Annotated in this window: 15 protein-coding genes and 1 pseudogene; 2 read left to right on the forward strand and 14 right to left on the reverse strand. The window is 41.8% G+C overall.

All coding sequences use genetic code 11. The features are described 5' to 3' along the window. Positions 1–5: 5 nt before the first annotated feature. Positions 6–662 carry a site-2 protease family protein gene (locus NSS80_RS18255; protein ID WP_024423770.1) on the reverse strand — a complete coding sequence of 219 codons (657 nt, stop codon included), beginning with the start codon at positions 660–662 and terminating at the stop codon, positions 6–8. Positions 663–775: 113 nt separating this feature from the next. On the opposite strand from NSS80_RS18255, the gene NSS80_RS18260 reads away from it, so the two are divergent. Further along, positions 776–961: a 2-hydroxymuconate tautomerase gene (locus tag NSS80_RS18260; RefSeq protein WP_003214939.1), complete on the forward strand. Its 186-nt coding sequence runs from the start codon at positions 776–778 to the stop codon at positions 959–961. Positions 962–1,011: 50 nt separating this feature from the next. On the opposite strand, the gene NSS80_RS18265 is transcribed toward NSS80_RS18260, so the two are convergent. The 4 genes from NSS80_RS18265 to NSS80_RS18280 all read right to left on the reverse strand — a co-directional run bounded on the left by NSS80_RS18265 (position 1,012) and on the right by NSS80_RS18280 (position 4,273). After that, complete coding sequence (locus NSS80_RS18265) at positions 1,012–1,824, reverse strand: zinc-dependent metalloprotease (protein WP_025093861.1); 813 nt, start codon at positions 1,822–1,824, stop codon at positions 1,012–1,014. A 224-nt stretch (positions 1,825–2,048) separates the two neighbouring features. Continuing rightward, positions 2,049–2,549, reverse strand: a complete 501-nt coding sequence (locus tag NSS80_RS18270) for a YwgA family protein (protein ID WP_034281252.1) — start codon at positions 2,547–2,549, stop codon at positions 2,049–2,051. A gap of 30 nt (positions 2,550–2,579) precedes the next feature. Beyond that, the gene (locus tag NSS80_RS18275; protein ID WP_007497716.1) at positions 2,580–3,881 is read right to left on the reverse strand and encodes an HD domain-containing protein; all 1,302 of its coding nucleotides are present in this window, start codon (positions 3,879–3,881) and stop codon (positions 2,580–2,582) included. A 170-nt stretch (positions 3,882–4,051) separates the two neighbouring features. Beyond that, on the reverse strand, positions 4,052–4,273 hold the full coding sequence (locus NSS80_RS18280) for a DUF1450 domain-containing protein (RefSeq protein WP_003215259.1): 222 nt from the start codon (positions 4,271–4,273) through the stop codon (positions 4,052–4,054). A gap of 242 nt (positions 4,274–4,515) precedes the next feature. On the opposite strand from NSS80_RS18280, the gene NSS80_RS18285 reads away from it, so the two are divergent. After that, positions 4,516–5,325: an RsfA family transcriptional regulator gene (locus NSS80_RS18285; RefSeq protein WP_034281253.1), complete on the forward strand. Its 810-nt coding sequence runs from the start codon at positions 4,516–4,518 to the stop codon at positions 5,323–5,325. A gap of 33 nt (positions 5,326–5,358) precedes the next feature. On the opposite strand, the gene NSS80_RS18290 is transcribed toward NSS80_RS18285, so the two are convergent. The 9 genes and pseudogenes from NSS80_RS18290 to NSS80_RS18330 form a co-directional block, all read right to left on the reverse strand. Then, on the reverse strand, positions 5,359–5,592 hold the full coding sequence (locus tag NSS80_RS18290) for a DUF5970 family protein (RefSeq protein WP_024426379.1): 234 nt from the start codon (positions 5,590–5,592) through the stop codon (positions 5,359–5,361). Then, on the reverse strand, positions 5,589–7,865 hold the full coding sequence (locus NSS80_RS18295) for a glycosyltransferase (protein WP_317221780.1): 2,277 nt from the start codon (positions 7,863–7,865) through the stop codon (positions 5,589–5,591). The genes NSS80_RS18290 and NSS80_RS18295 overlap by 4 nt, the downstream gene beginning before the upstream one ends. Before the next feature lie 119 nt (positions 7,866–7,984). After that, positions 7,985–8,469 (reverse strand): annotated as a pseudogene (locus NSS80_RS18300) (tetratricopeptide repeat protein). Between the two features lie 40 nt (positions 8,470–8,509). Further along, positions 8,510–9,355, reverse strand: coding sequence for a lipoate--protein ligase family protein (locus tag NSS80_RS18305; RefSeq protein WP_317221779.1), 846 nt, complete (start codon positions 9,353–9,355; stop codon positions 8,510–8,512). Between the two features lie 126 nt (positions 9,356–9,481). After that, entirely contained in the window at positions 9,482–9,895 is a 414-nt protein-coding gene (locus NSS80_RS18310) for an SMI1/KNR4 family protein (RefSeq protein WP_317222496.1), read from the reverse strand. Between the two features lies 1 nt (position 9,896). After that, positions 9,897–10,160 (reverse strand): hypothetical protein, encoded by a 264-nt coding sequence (locus tag NSS80_RS18315; RefSeq protein ID WP_061110207.1) that lies wholly within the window; start codon positions 10,158–10,160, stop codon positions 9,897–9,899. Between the two features lie 69 nt (positions 10,161–10,229). After that, a complete protein-coding gene (locus tag NSS80_RS18320; protein ID WP_317221778.1) occupies positions 10,230–10,502 on the reverse strand; it encodes a hypothetical protein in 273 nt (90 codons plus the stop codon). Positions 10,503–10,723: 221 nt separating this feature from the next. Beyond that, entirely contained in the window at positions 10,724–11,056 is a 333-nt protein-coding gene (locus NSS80_RS18325) for a hypothetical protein (protein ID WP_111926894.1), read from the reverse strand. A gap of 22 nt (positions 11,057–11,078) precedes the next feature. Next, positions 11,079–12,773, reverse strand: a complete 1,695-nt coding sequence (locus NSS80_RS18330) for a T7SS effector LXG polymorphic toxin (protein ID WP_317221777.1) — start codon at positions 12,771–12,773, stop codon at positions 11,079–11,081. Between the last annotated feature and the right edge of the window lie 11 nt (positions 12,774–12,784).

Genomic DNA, 12,784 nt, shown 5'->3' on the forward strand with positions numbered 1-12,784 from the left:
ACCTCCTAAAGCAGCGGCTTCAAAATAAGATTAAACCAGTGTATGATTTGATCCCGCATTCCGATCAATGGACCAAACACAAACTGTCCCAGCGGTGTGATCACGAATATAAGAAAAATAATGATCCCATATTGTTCAAATTGCGTCATTTTCGCCCGGATACGGGGGCTGACGACGTCCTCAATAATACGATACCCATCCAGCGGCGGAAGTGGTAATAAGTTAAATAGGAACAAGATGACGTTTAAGTTAATAAAGATTAAAAAGAAATTATCGACTCCCGGCTCAAAGCGCATGATCCACTCCCCGCCAAATTTCTGAAGAAGCACATACACAAAAAAGCCCAAAAACGCCAGCACCAAGTTACTTAATGGCCCAGCAATGGAGACACAAATCCCTGCTAAGCGCGGTTTTTTAAAATGGTAACGATTCACCGGTACAGGTCTCGCCCAGCCAAACCCGGCCACAAAGATCAAAATCGTCCCGAATACATCTAGATGCTTCAGTGGATTGAGCGTCAGTCTCCCTTGATTCTTAGCCGTCGGGTCTCCGAATCGGTACGCAACATATGCATGCGCCAGCTCGTGCATCGTAAATGCAACAACAAGCGTAATGGCAACATATGGAATAAGTTCTAATGGATAAACAAGAAATTGGTTCAAAGGCAAGAATCCCTCTTTCTTTCTATACAATGATTTACTTCATTCAGTATACTATAAGAAGTCCCTTAAACTAAAGGGAAGCGTAGCATTAAAGGAAAAAGGAGGTTTTCGCCATGCCGATTGTCACCGTTCAAATGCTTGAAGGAAGAACAGATGAGCAGAAAAGAGCTCTTGTGGAGAAAGTCACTGATGCCGTTGTTGAAACAACAGGCGCAGGGGCAGAAAAAGTCTCTGTTATTATTGAAGAAATGAAAAAGGAACACTATGCCGTAGCAGGAAAGCGAATGAGCGATCTGTAAGCATATAAAAAGGACAAACACTCAATGTGTTTGTCCTTTTGTCTGCATTCTTATCTGTACCACGCTTTATTACGGTTCACTTGATTTTTATGAGCCGCATCGAAGAAGTCGACTGTGTAAGAATAATCATAGTTCATTAAGCAGACAATGCCGCTTCCTTGAGGGTCGTGCGGTAAGCCAAAGTTATGGCCGTATTCATGCGTAGCCGCTTTTGCAGTGTTCGCTGTTCCTTGATCAAGGTTAACGGCGAATGCACTTCCGCTTGGTGCACTATTGTAGACATAAGCAATTCCGCCAGCATCAAAGTTTGGATTTGCTGTAAATCCAGTGACAAAGTCATATCCTCTGCCATCAAAGCTTCGCGCAAGGTTAGACAGAATTTGCTCTGCATTTGATCCCGAAGACGTCCAAGATCCTACTGCTTGTACGACAAAGTCCACATCATGATCACGGTTAAACGTGACATCTGCTTGCTCGATGATGCTGACAATCCGTGTTTGCCAGTCACTATATTTCGCACGATACTGCGCATCAGCGACCGCATAGACAGTGACCTTCTGACTGCCTGTACTTGCTTTTGTTGAAATTGAATCTCCTGTATTGGCCTTAAAGGTTCTCGAGCCTACCTGCTTACCAGACTCATCTAATACCTTTGTTGTCACATCTCGTTCAATTGGAGGTGCTGTCTTCAAATCTTTAAAATCTTTTGCTTTTGGCAGCCCCTCACTAATATGGGTTTCGAACGGCGCATGACCATGATCATGCCCATGACCTGCACTCGCTACTGGTGCTGAAGCTGAACTTACCCCCGGTAACAAACTACCTACCAATAAAAATGACAAAAAGACTGAACGCTTTTTCATTCCTATCCCTCCTTTGTTTTTCACAAGGTTATATATTCACTGAAAATTCACCATTTTCCTTCTATTCAGTCAAAAACAGGGAATTAGATGCACAGGAAAAAAGTCGAATTACGTCATTTTCACTAATTTTTCGGATATTTTGACACACATTTCATCGAAAAATAGCGCTTTTGGTCTGGGTCTTACCAAACAAAAAAAGCCCTAAAAGTCGGGCTTTTGTTCAACTAGTTCAATTCCTTCAACTGATCAATATAAGCAAGGGCCGCCTCAAATTCTTCGTCCGTATAGCGCTGCTTGCTTTTAATGGTAAAGACCTTTTCCTTTACCTCATCTTCTGGCAGGTCATCAAAATATAAAATCGTTGAGACAAGCTCTAGGAAACGGGATGATTGCTCGTTCATCTGCTGCGTCAGCGCTTTGAGGTCAGGCATGTCCACTTCACACTGATCGAGAAACTCTTTCCCATTGTCCGTCAGCGAATAGCGATATTGATAGTATCCGCCCTTTTTTTCCTTCATTTCGTCCAAGAATCCAAGGTTGCACAGCTCTTCAATTCTGAGCGTCAACTCCTCTGAATAGGGGCCATAAAAATGAAAATCGTATTTCTCGTAAAAAGGCAAATCTAGCTTTTTTGCTATGTAAATCATCTTTTGCAGCTTCTTCCGTCCAACGATTTCCCCTGATTCAGAGAATACCTTCATCAACTTTGCATGCTCTTTCAACAAATTCCCGACATCTCCTTTTTCAGTACTTCCTTATCCCAAACCAAGCAGCTTCATGATCGCCTTTTTTTCTTCAGCTTTTTCCGACATATCTACAATTAAGTCCATCGGGAAATAAAGTTTATGATCGGTTCTTCGTTTACCGGAAATGGCGTCAACAATATCTGACTGTCTCGACAGTTCTTTAATATGACCGCTTTGCGTCAAAAGGTGGATTGGCAGCCTCTCTTCTTCCTCCCCTGGTCTGTAGAAGTCATAGGGCAAGTCAGAGGAAGAATCGACCACTAAATAATAGTCAGGATCAATTCCTGCCTCCTTGAACAAGGCAGTCAGCTTGAAATATTTCGTCATTTCTTCATTTGGATTAAACTCTGTATATTGGAACAATCGGCGGTTCATAAAACGGCGGCACAAATCAGCCAGCACGTGATCTTCTTCATCTTCCCACGCCTGAAAGTAAAATAAGACAATGGATTCATCCAGCTTAATATAGTCCTCTGTGGTGACATTCCCCTCAAAGATTGAATAAAAGTGAACGGGGGCATGTGTAAAAATATAACCCGTTTCATGCAGCTCTTTTGCCCGATGAAGGATTTTCGTTAAAATGACCTCCGCACTGCGTGTCACTGGGTGGAAATAGACTTGCCAGTACATTTGATAGCGGCTCATAATATAATCTTCAACCGCATGCATCCCGCTCTGCTTCATCACAATCTGATCTTCTCTCGGGCGCATCACACGTAAAATACGTTCCATATCAAAGTGGCCGTAGCTGACGCCTGTATAGTAAGCATCACGCTGCAAATAGTCCATTCGGTCGGCATCAATTTGACTTGAGATCAAACTGACCACCTGTTTGTTTTGATACGTTTTGGCAATGACTTCAGCCACATGCTTCGGGAAATCATCACTCACCCGGCGGAGCACTTCATTGACTTCCGTCTGCCCTAAAATAATATCTCTTGTAAACGATTCATGGTCTAAGTGGAAGACCTTTTCAAAGGAATGAGAAAATGGACCATGTCCGAGGTCATGAAGCAAGGCAGCACTAAGTACAAGCTCGCGCTCTCCTTCATCCCATTCAGGCCGCCCTTTAAACACATCATCCACAATTCGTCTCACAATCTCGTATACACCGAGTGAATGATTGAATCGGCTGTGTTCTGCACCATGAAACGTCAAATAAGTAGTTCCTAGCTGTTTAATTCGTCTCAGGCGCTGAAACTCTCTTGTTCCTATTAAATCCCATATTAATGCATCCCTTACGTGAACATAACGGTGCACAGGATCTTTAAATACCTTTTCCTCAGATAATTTCCCTTTTGGATACGCCATCGTTTCGTCCCTCTTTTTTTAAGACGTGTTTCTATTATATCGGGTAACTTTTCCCGAAAACATCCTTGAATTTGCTGGTGAATGTGTTCTCAAAGATTGCACGGACGTAAAAAGCCCGACCTGACAGGGACGGACCTCTTTTTAGGTCGACTGAACACATTCAGTGACATTTATTTGACTTTTTTTTGAACCTTTTCAAGTAATTCATCTTCTGTTGGTGCGGATAATGGGCGATTGTTCACAAACGCAAAAGCCTTTTTTCGTCCTGGACCACAATAGGATTGACAGCCGATCTCAATTTTTGCATCAGGGTCAACCGATTTGAGTCGAGGCAATAACGTCTTTAGGTTCGTCGCATCACAATCGTCACATACGCGAAACTCATTAGCCATGGTCTTACGCTTCCTTTCAATGATGATACTTCATTCTATATGAAACAGTTGGACAGCCAATCGTGAATAATATACCACCCAACATTGTACATCGAAGCGGCTGGACTTGCAAGACGCTTTGCCGCCCCAATCACGTGCTTACATAAAAGCTAGTATTTTCCACTATCCTTTTAGCAAACTTGTATAAACCTTCTTGAACTTGGCTAATCTAATACCATCAAATCATATGGGGGTTTAAACACATGTCAAAACAAAGACAAGATGCTTGGTCAGAGGAAAATGATCTCCTCCTGGCAGAAACCGTCTTACGTCACGTCAGAGAGGGCAGCACGCAGCTAAATGCGTTTGAAGAAGTTGGAGACAAGCTGAACCGCACCTCAGCGGCATGCGGATTTAGATGGAATGCTGTCGTCAGACATCAATATGAAAAAGCGCTGGCACTTGCCAAAAAACAGCGAAAACAACGGATGCGCGCACTTGGCAATGGCCAGCCTGCGAAGAAACGATTACTTTATCAGCCGCAAGTAGAAGAAACGGTTACTCAAGAGGAATTCTCACAGGAACTAGAGCCAGCAAAGGAAGAAACATTTGCACCAGCAGCTGAAACTGCTGAACAGCTTCAGTTTGTGGATCAAAGCTACAATGAAGAGTTAGCTAGTTTATCACATTTATTGTCACAGGCTTCTCCTGCCCCAAATACCGCAGAGAAAAAACCGGAAGCAAATCCATTTAGGCAGCATCAAGAATTAACCATCGACGATATCATTGATTTCTTACGCCGTTATGAAGGCGATGGTCAGCAATCCACTGCCTTACGTATGGAAAACAGCCGCTTAAAACGAGAAAACAATGAGCTTTCTCATAAAGTCTCGCAGCTAGAAGCTGAAGTGAAGAAGCTTGAAAAGGATCAGCTCACGATTCAAGAAGATTATGAAACACTCGTGAAAATCATGAACCGTGCAAGAAAACTAGTTTTGTTTGAAGAGGACGATAGTGCCGCACCAACCTTTAAAATGGACCGGAACGGCAACCTCGAAAAAATGGCAGAATAACAAAAAGTGCTCCCCGCCTCGGGAAGCACTTTTTTAAATGCCCAAAAATAGCATCACACTAAAAAGGACATTGATCAAAAACACAAACATAAAAATATACCTGACCTGCCTTACCTGAAAATCACCAAACATAAAAATATAAAGACCTGCAATGCCAAGTGTCAGGACAGGCTGAAGAAATGGCACTAAAAGCGAAATGCCGTAGCCGGCTCCCATGATGACAGGAAGCCATAGTAAATAGAGGTAACCGCCGTTTTTGGATTTCAAGAAACCACTTCCTCTCTTTCTTCTATCTGCTTGATTTCAGGCTGAACAAACTTGAGTCCGGCCATTGTGCGGCCGCGTTTTTGTGATGTCCAGACTGCAATCGCCGGCTGATCTGTGAGAGATTCTGTGTCAATGGTGATCAGCACTTTCTCATGTAATTCAATTGAAGCTTCAGATTCGATTTTGCACCCAGATAAACTTATATCATGTATGTTGACCGGCACCTTCTCTTCTAACCGGCCCTCATAGGACAGCGTGCCTGCGACGCCTTGCAACGGTCTTCTCATCCATTTGCGCCGCAAGGCCCTTGGTACTTTCTCCGTTTCTCTTATAAAGCGGAGAAATGTCCGAACAGCATAGGATTTTTTCTCACGATCCGTTATCGATACATGCTCTCGTGTGAATAAGAAACGGATCAGTGACAGATACTCTGATTTTTCTGTATCAGTAAAAGCAACACCAACCATCAGCTTGTCTCCATCTGGATGGCTCCAAACCACATCACACGCCACACTTTGATCCTCTGAAAAGAACAATTGCATTTGTCCTTGATTTAAAGAAGAAGCTTGAGCCAATGGAATGGATAGACGCGCACCTGAATCACTCATGTCTAGTAGAAAACAAGCAATCGACTCATCTTGATGATCAGAACAGATCTGCCCCTCTTTTTCTATGACAAACCGCTCTGATTTTCGATAACGCGGACGATCAAACGCCACAATCAGTGCCATGAGTAGACCTGCACCGTTATAAAGCACCCAAAAAATATTAATCAACGTGAGATCAGCATTCATCGTCCCATTTACCTTCATATCGTATCCTATTTTCACAAGGACAAGCAATGAGAGCAGCAAGAAGATCAAATGAGGAATCATCGTTTTTAAATGGAAATGTCTCTTGTCCGTTTGAATTCCCTTCGGTGTGACAAGGAATTCAACCCTCTTCTTCAAAAACAGCTCACTTAAAGCTACACCAGCCAAGTGGAATGCCATAGAGCTTTCGTAAATATGACTCCAAAACATACTTCGTTTTTGATTCGACACCAGTTTAAACGCTAAATACGAACTAAAGAACGCCGGCAGCCAAAACATAAAAATGGACTGGAAATCGGCCCAGAAACTTTGAATACCAAACAATAAAAACAATATTGGTGTAAGAATGTAAATCATTTTAAACAAACCGTTAAACCAATACACAATGCCATCTAAATAAAGAACTCGCTGCATAAGCGTTAAGCCGCGAACCTTCAATGGATTAAACTTACGGGCGCACTGAATGTTCCCTCTCGACCACCGGTCTCTCTGCTTTAACAAGTCAAGCCAGCTTTCAGGTGCCAGACCGACGGCTAATACTTCTCCGACAGACACAGATTTGAACTTCCCTTGGAGAAGCATTCCGGTCGCCATGTCTTCTGTAATCACTCCAGTAGCAAATCCGCCAATTTCCTCTAAGGCCGTTCTTCTAAATACAGTATTACTCCCGACATACATCACCGCATTGAACCGATCCTTACCAGCTTGGAGGGTTTGCATGAAGAAGTCCTGTTCATTTGGAATTCGATCCTTCGAGAACATATTATATTGGAAAGGGTCTTCGTTATAAAACGCCTGTGGAACTTGAACAAACGCAGTCGCTCCATCATGAAAGTAAGGCACTGTCTTTTCTAAAAAGGCAGGAAGGGGGACCATATCAGCATCAAGTGTGAGAATCAGTTCCCCATTCGTTTGAGACATCGCATGGTTTAAATTACCCGCCTTAGCAAACTTGTTATCTGTTCTTGTCAGATAATGAACGCCAAACTCAGATGCAAGCTGCTCCACAGACTCCCTCTTGCCATCATCACATAAATAAATGTGGACGCTGCCTTTTGGATAAGACAGATTCAAACAGCCTGCAACCGTGCGCTTCAGCACTTCAATTGGTTCATTATATGTAGCTATGAAAATATCAACTGTTGGCAGCCTCTCAAGATCACTGATCGTGACTTGTTTCCGATTTGAAGGCTTCCAAACAAGTGTATAAAACACAAGCAGCTGTAAAAATCCAATACATTCACAGGCAACAAGCAAGATGCCCATTATCATATTAAATGTACCTTCATGCGGCAGTGTAAAAAAGAGACGCCAGCAAATATAGGCAGCATTTGTTAACACACAGAGCACAATGATGATTTTTTTAACAGTAGAGGCAAGCGGCTGAATACGATACATCACATACAACACAGACAAAACACAAAGCATAAACAGCGGGTAATACGTGGTGAATATTGACAACAAATTTACCTTCTTTCTTACGCCATAAATGACTATTACATATAAAATCTCATAACAAAGGAGGGGATTTTTTCATCACATTGCCCCTCCAAATCTATTCAAGTAGCCAAATCAACATATTATTTCCACAATGTATCTAACTGATTTGAATAACAATCAATCACTTTTCGATAACTTAAAATAGCAGGATCTTTTGTCGTTTCAGTTAAACAGTTCAGTAATATTTCCATTGCTTTGCTATGTTCCTTTAAATTATTCAAAGTATGGCATAGAACGTTTGAATGGCTTTGTTGTCCGGATAAGTTTCCATCCCTTTTAGGAATATCTGTTTTGACTTTTCATATTCTCCTAAAGTTCTGTATGTACTTCCTAACCCTAGTAAAGCGTCTTCTAGTTCTTCTGAAGACAATCCTAACTCAATGGCCCTTTCATAAAAAAAGACAGCCTGCCTTTCCTCTCCTAACAAGTCATAACTTCAGGCACATTGATAATGAATAGAGGCATCGTCTGGATACTCTTCTGCAAGATGAGACAGCATTTCATTTGATTCTTGAAGATGTCCACTTTTTCGAAGTTCAATGGCTTTTTCAAGCTTTGTTTCCATCACTTCACCTCTACTCTTTTCAAGATAAAAGGACTGATATTTACGAAAATACCTTTTCATTCCGTTCAATCATCCGCGTCATGTTTTTCTCAAATTCCAGCTGTTCTTCTGCGTTCAGGCCCGAGGCTGTCAGCTGATCACTAAGCTTTTGAAGCTCCTCTAGTAATAAACGCATAAGAAGTGTACAATCAATCGGTTCACCGATTAATTCTGATAAGGATGCCATCGTATCCGGCTGTATATCAGGAAATACTGCCTTCACTTCTTGCCGTTTATCCTTTAAGGCGGCGTCATAAAAACGGCGGATCAAGTCGGCACGTTCACGCCCGCTTCCATCTGCACACAAATAAATTTGCACAGCGACCCCACCGCGTAATCTACGCTGAGAAATGCCTGCAAATTTCTTTCCATTGATACTTAAATCGTAGCTGCCTGGACAATATGAGCCGACTATTTCATAGGCTTCAATGTCCACATCATACATCGACAGCATCCGGCGGATCAATTCCACCATCGCATCATACCCGCGGTCAATATCAATGCCCTTCTTTTGTTCCGCAAAAATTAAAGACACATTCAGTACACCTTCATCCAGCACCACAGCAAGACCGCCTGAGTTGCGCACAATCACACGATATCCCTCTTCCTCAAGCAGCTTTACGCCATCTTGGAGGAATGGAAGTCTTGTATCCTGAATCCCAAGCACAATCGTATTGTAATGTACCCAAGAACGGGCTGTCGCTGGTGAGAGGCCCTTCCCCACCGACGCGCAAAGCGTATCATCCATCGCAAAAGATTGCTTCGGGTCCACATAGAGACCAAGACTCGACTGATCGATGATTCGCCATTTTGGCTGTGTCAGTAACTCAATAGGTTCATTTTTCATCTCCTGCATATCCTCTCGTACATAAACTGTGTTTATTATAACATGTGATGAATGGGGGGAGAATGCAAAAAAGCTCCATAACATTTGGCGTCACAGAGCGTTTCAGTTGGATGATTTGGTTTTCGGTTACGCTTCTATGTTACAGCCCTCACTCACCCATTTCAGAAAGTTGCCGGTCAGGAGCTCTGCATGCTGAGGGTCCATTACACCAGCATCCACGATCCATACCTTTTTCTCCTCTTCAGCCAGCCGCATGAGAAATACTTGCCCGCCGCCATCGTCGCCAATTGCCACATAGCCGCTTGCATATTGTCGAGCCTCCCATGTTGCATTGCGTTCCGCCATGTCCTCCGTACCGTATAGAAGCACCTCACCGCCAATGGAACATCCATTTGTCTGTTTCAGCAGTTCCTTATAAACATGGGGCAGCAGCATGTTTAGCTGGGATTCTGCCTCTTTGATCTGTATGTCACTTGCTGGTTTATTCACGTGCAGATGTGGGATTTGAGGTAAATTGAGCATTTTAAGAGCCTCCTCTATTTTAAGTTGCTGATTTTTTCATCACCCTTTTATACAAACGAAGGAGCATTTTTAAAAGAAAATAGAAAATGACCACGTCAAGTATAAAACCCCACACTAGAAATTCAAAAGTATGATGTCCGTGCAGAACTAGCCAATCAATAGGGAAACCGCGATAATCAGCATCTGAGTAAGAAACTCCTCTCAGCAAAGCTGTTCCTATAACAATCAGAACACTGATACTTAATAGCCAGTTGGATGTTTTTTTGTGTTGTTTATGTTCCATATGCATTCCTTTCTCTGTTTTGCTGCCCGATACAAGACTTGATTCCAGTACTACAGACAACCGTCCTATCTATGACAGCATTTCTTTAAGCAAACTCTCTGCTTTATGTAATTCATCTAGAAAGGGGTTTAGATAGTCATTATAACTATCCAAATAAGCTCTCACCCCGCCAATGATCATAATCTTTTGGAGATCTTCATTGTTCTGAATGATCCTTTGTGCATTTTTATATCTTTTGTATATTAATAGGAGAACACCTTGATTGATTTCTTGTGGATATTCTTTTTCTAGGATGTTGATGACGGTTTGGATTTGTTTCGTTAGTTGTTGTTTTTTGTTCATTGAACGCTCCTATTTTCAAGGTTTTATTTAAATCATTCAATGGTACTTTACTGTTAATAATATTTATTGAGCTTTGATGATACACATGCGCTATCATATTTCAGCCCAAACTGCCCCAGTTATGAACCTACAGAAACCGGTTTTGCCAACGATCAACTTGAAGCATATTTCGCTAACTCATAAATAATAAAAAGGCCCTCTTACCGAGGGCTTGTCAATTGTTACTCATCTGCCAATTCCCATACTATTTGACCATCTACCAAAATCTTATTTGGTGGATCATCATAAAGAGATATCTCAACTAAAGAGCTTTTCTCTTGAATTAACCAATCGTATACACTGCCACTGTTTTCATTAGGATGAGATAGAATATCATTTACTTGGAAAGCGGCAGCAATATATTCCGTAAAATTAATATCCTCTTCATCTAACATGTTATCTGTTTCAAAAACTGTATCTAGTCTTCCTAAGATTTTCAATCCACTATTCCATTCCAATATTATATCTTTTTTTTCATACTTTATTAATGTTCCAATCAAAGGATCATAACCCATTTTTTACCTCCAATTCACCATACTAAGGCCTCGCTGGTACGATATGAGCACCATCTTTCCCATAATGTATCATTCCCTTAGTAGTCTCTTCATACTTTCCAGTATCAATATTATAGTATTTTCCTATCGCTTGGCCAAAGTCTATCCTTTCTTTATTCTTACCCAATTCTTTGCCTGTCCCTGCATATTTATCCAGCAATTCCTGTGCCTTTTTATTATCTCCGTAAAAAATGCTTTTCTTTTTTCCATTTGCTACTTCTTGCTTATAATTTGGTGTTTCTGGAATATGTTTTTCTTGAGCTCCTGATTTTACTTTTGCAGGGAAACCATTTACTTCACGGTACGGTCCTTTTGGTACGGATTGTTTACCGTAAGTAGGTGTTTTAACCCTCATCACATTCTTCCCTTGATCCAACCTAAAAACATATTTCCCAACCTTCACTATCTTCGTCATTGGGATGATAGAGGCTGCGGATAGGGCTTGGTCTGTTCTGCTGATGTTTTGGCTGGTTTCTGGGTCTTTGCCAGTAACGGCTCGGTAGCCGTCGTAGATGCCGCTGTATTCTAGGATGATATTTTCGGTGGTTGAGACGACTTCACCGTCTAATATGCGTTTAGCGTTGCCACGGCTGCGGCTTTCTGGAATTTTGTCGACTTCTTCTATTCTTATTTCGCCGTTTGCGATATACGTTCGGATGATTTGTTTATTGGCGTAAACGGTGTATCGTCCGCCAATAAAATCAATATCCGACGGGTCCGTGACGACTTCATCTGCGATGTCGAATTCTTTTAACTTTTTAATGCCTTTTACGTTGTATAGTCTACCATTTATGACCCTGATGTCTCTATGAATCTTGTTTTTCCCGTTCACGGCTTCCCTTTGCAATGTCGTAAGCGATGGATCGTTTGCTGACACTTGTTTACTGATGTTTTTATAGGTGTCATTCCGAACAACCGTCTCCACATTCGCGTGTTGTTTCTCTTTCAGTTTCTTCAGCATGATCATCATTGGATTGTCTTTTGGGTTGTCTATTTTATCCTTCAATCCACTGATGGTGCTGCTTACTTTTTCTTCTTTTTCATCTTTGAAAATAGATCCCTTTTGATAGCTCGTGATGTCGATTTTTGGGCCGGTGAACATGGGACTTAAGGTATCGATGTATTGCTTCATTGTTTGAAGGGAGCTTTTGGTTTCATGTAAAGCACTTGTCTGCTCCCGGTCAAATGCATGAAGCAGACCAATGGTTCTTGAGGTCTCGAGCCATGCCTTTTGATAGTTTTGCTGAAAAGCTGATTCATCTACATTTGGTAAATGAACAATATGACCAACTCTGTCAATGGCGTGGTTTACCTCTGATATGATTTCAGAAATTGTTCGTTCAGCTTTTTTTAAGCCTTGGTCAAGATCATGTTCGATAAATGCTTGTGAGATAAATCCGTGCTCATTTGATTCTAATGCGTGAAGAGCCTGCTTTGTGTTTTTTAATGCAGCGCTATATTCCTCAATGACGACCTGAAAGAATTGCAGGAAGGGAATATGGCATTCTGTATAAAAGGCGCGGATGGCTTGTCCCGCCTCTCCCTTTAGTGCGCCATCGAGTGAGATGATGTGATTGATTTGTTTTTCTAGGGAGCTGATTTGCTGCGACTGCTGCTTTAACGCATTCAGCGTTTGATCTATTCCGTTTATTAGCTCAAAGGCGTCAAGGGTTTTCATTGCGTTCTCCT

The organism is Bacillus sp. FSL M8-0350, from assembly GCF_038593345.1.
Lineage (GTDB): Bacteria > Bacillota > Bacilli > Bacillales > Bacillaceae > Bacillus > Bacillus safensis.

Bases quoted from the DNA above. Each gene is read 5' to 3' on its own strand.
- NSS80_RS18260 (WP_003214939.1), top strand. From the start codon at position 776: ATGCCGATTGTCACCGTTCAAATGCTTGAAGGAAGAACAGATGAGCAG.
- NSS80_RS18265 (WP_025093861.1), bottom strand. From the start codon at position 1,824: ATGAAAAAGCGTTCAGTCTTTTTGTCATTTTTATTGGTAGGTAGTTTG.
- NSS80_RS18275 (WP_007497716.1), bottom strand. From the start codon at position 3,881: ATGGCGTATCCAAAAGGGAAATTATCTGAGGAAAAGGTATTTAAAGAT.
- NSS80_RS18280 (WP_003215259.1), bottom strand. From the start codon at position 4,273: ATGGCTAATGAGTTTCGCGTATGTGACGATTGTGATGCGACGAACCTA.
- NSS80_RS18285 (WP_034281253.1), top strand. From the start codon at position 4,516: ATGTCAAAACAAAGACAAGATGCTTGGTCAGAGGAAAATGATCTCCTC.
- NSS80_RS18305 (WP_317221779.1), bottom strand. From the start codon at position 9,355: ATGAAAAATGAACCTATTGAGTTACTGACACAGCCAAAATGGCGAATC.
- NSS80_RS18315 (WP_061110207.1), bottom strand. From the start codon at position 10,160: ATGGAACATAAACAACACAAAAAAACATCCAACTGGCTATTAAGTATC.
- NSS80_RS18320 (WP_317221778.1), bottom strand. From the start codon at position 10,502: ATGAACAAAAAACAACAACTAACGAAACAAATCCAAACCGTCATCAAC.
- NSS80_RS18325 (WP_111926894.1), bottom strand. From the start codon at position 11,056: ATGGGTTATGATCCTTTGATTGGAACATTAATAAAGTATGAAAAAAAA.
- NSS80_RS18330 (WP_317221777.1), bottom strand. From the start codon at position 12,773: ATGAAAACCCTTGACGCCTTTGAGCTAATAAACGGAATAGATCAAACG.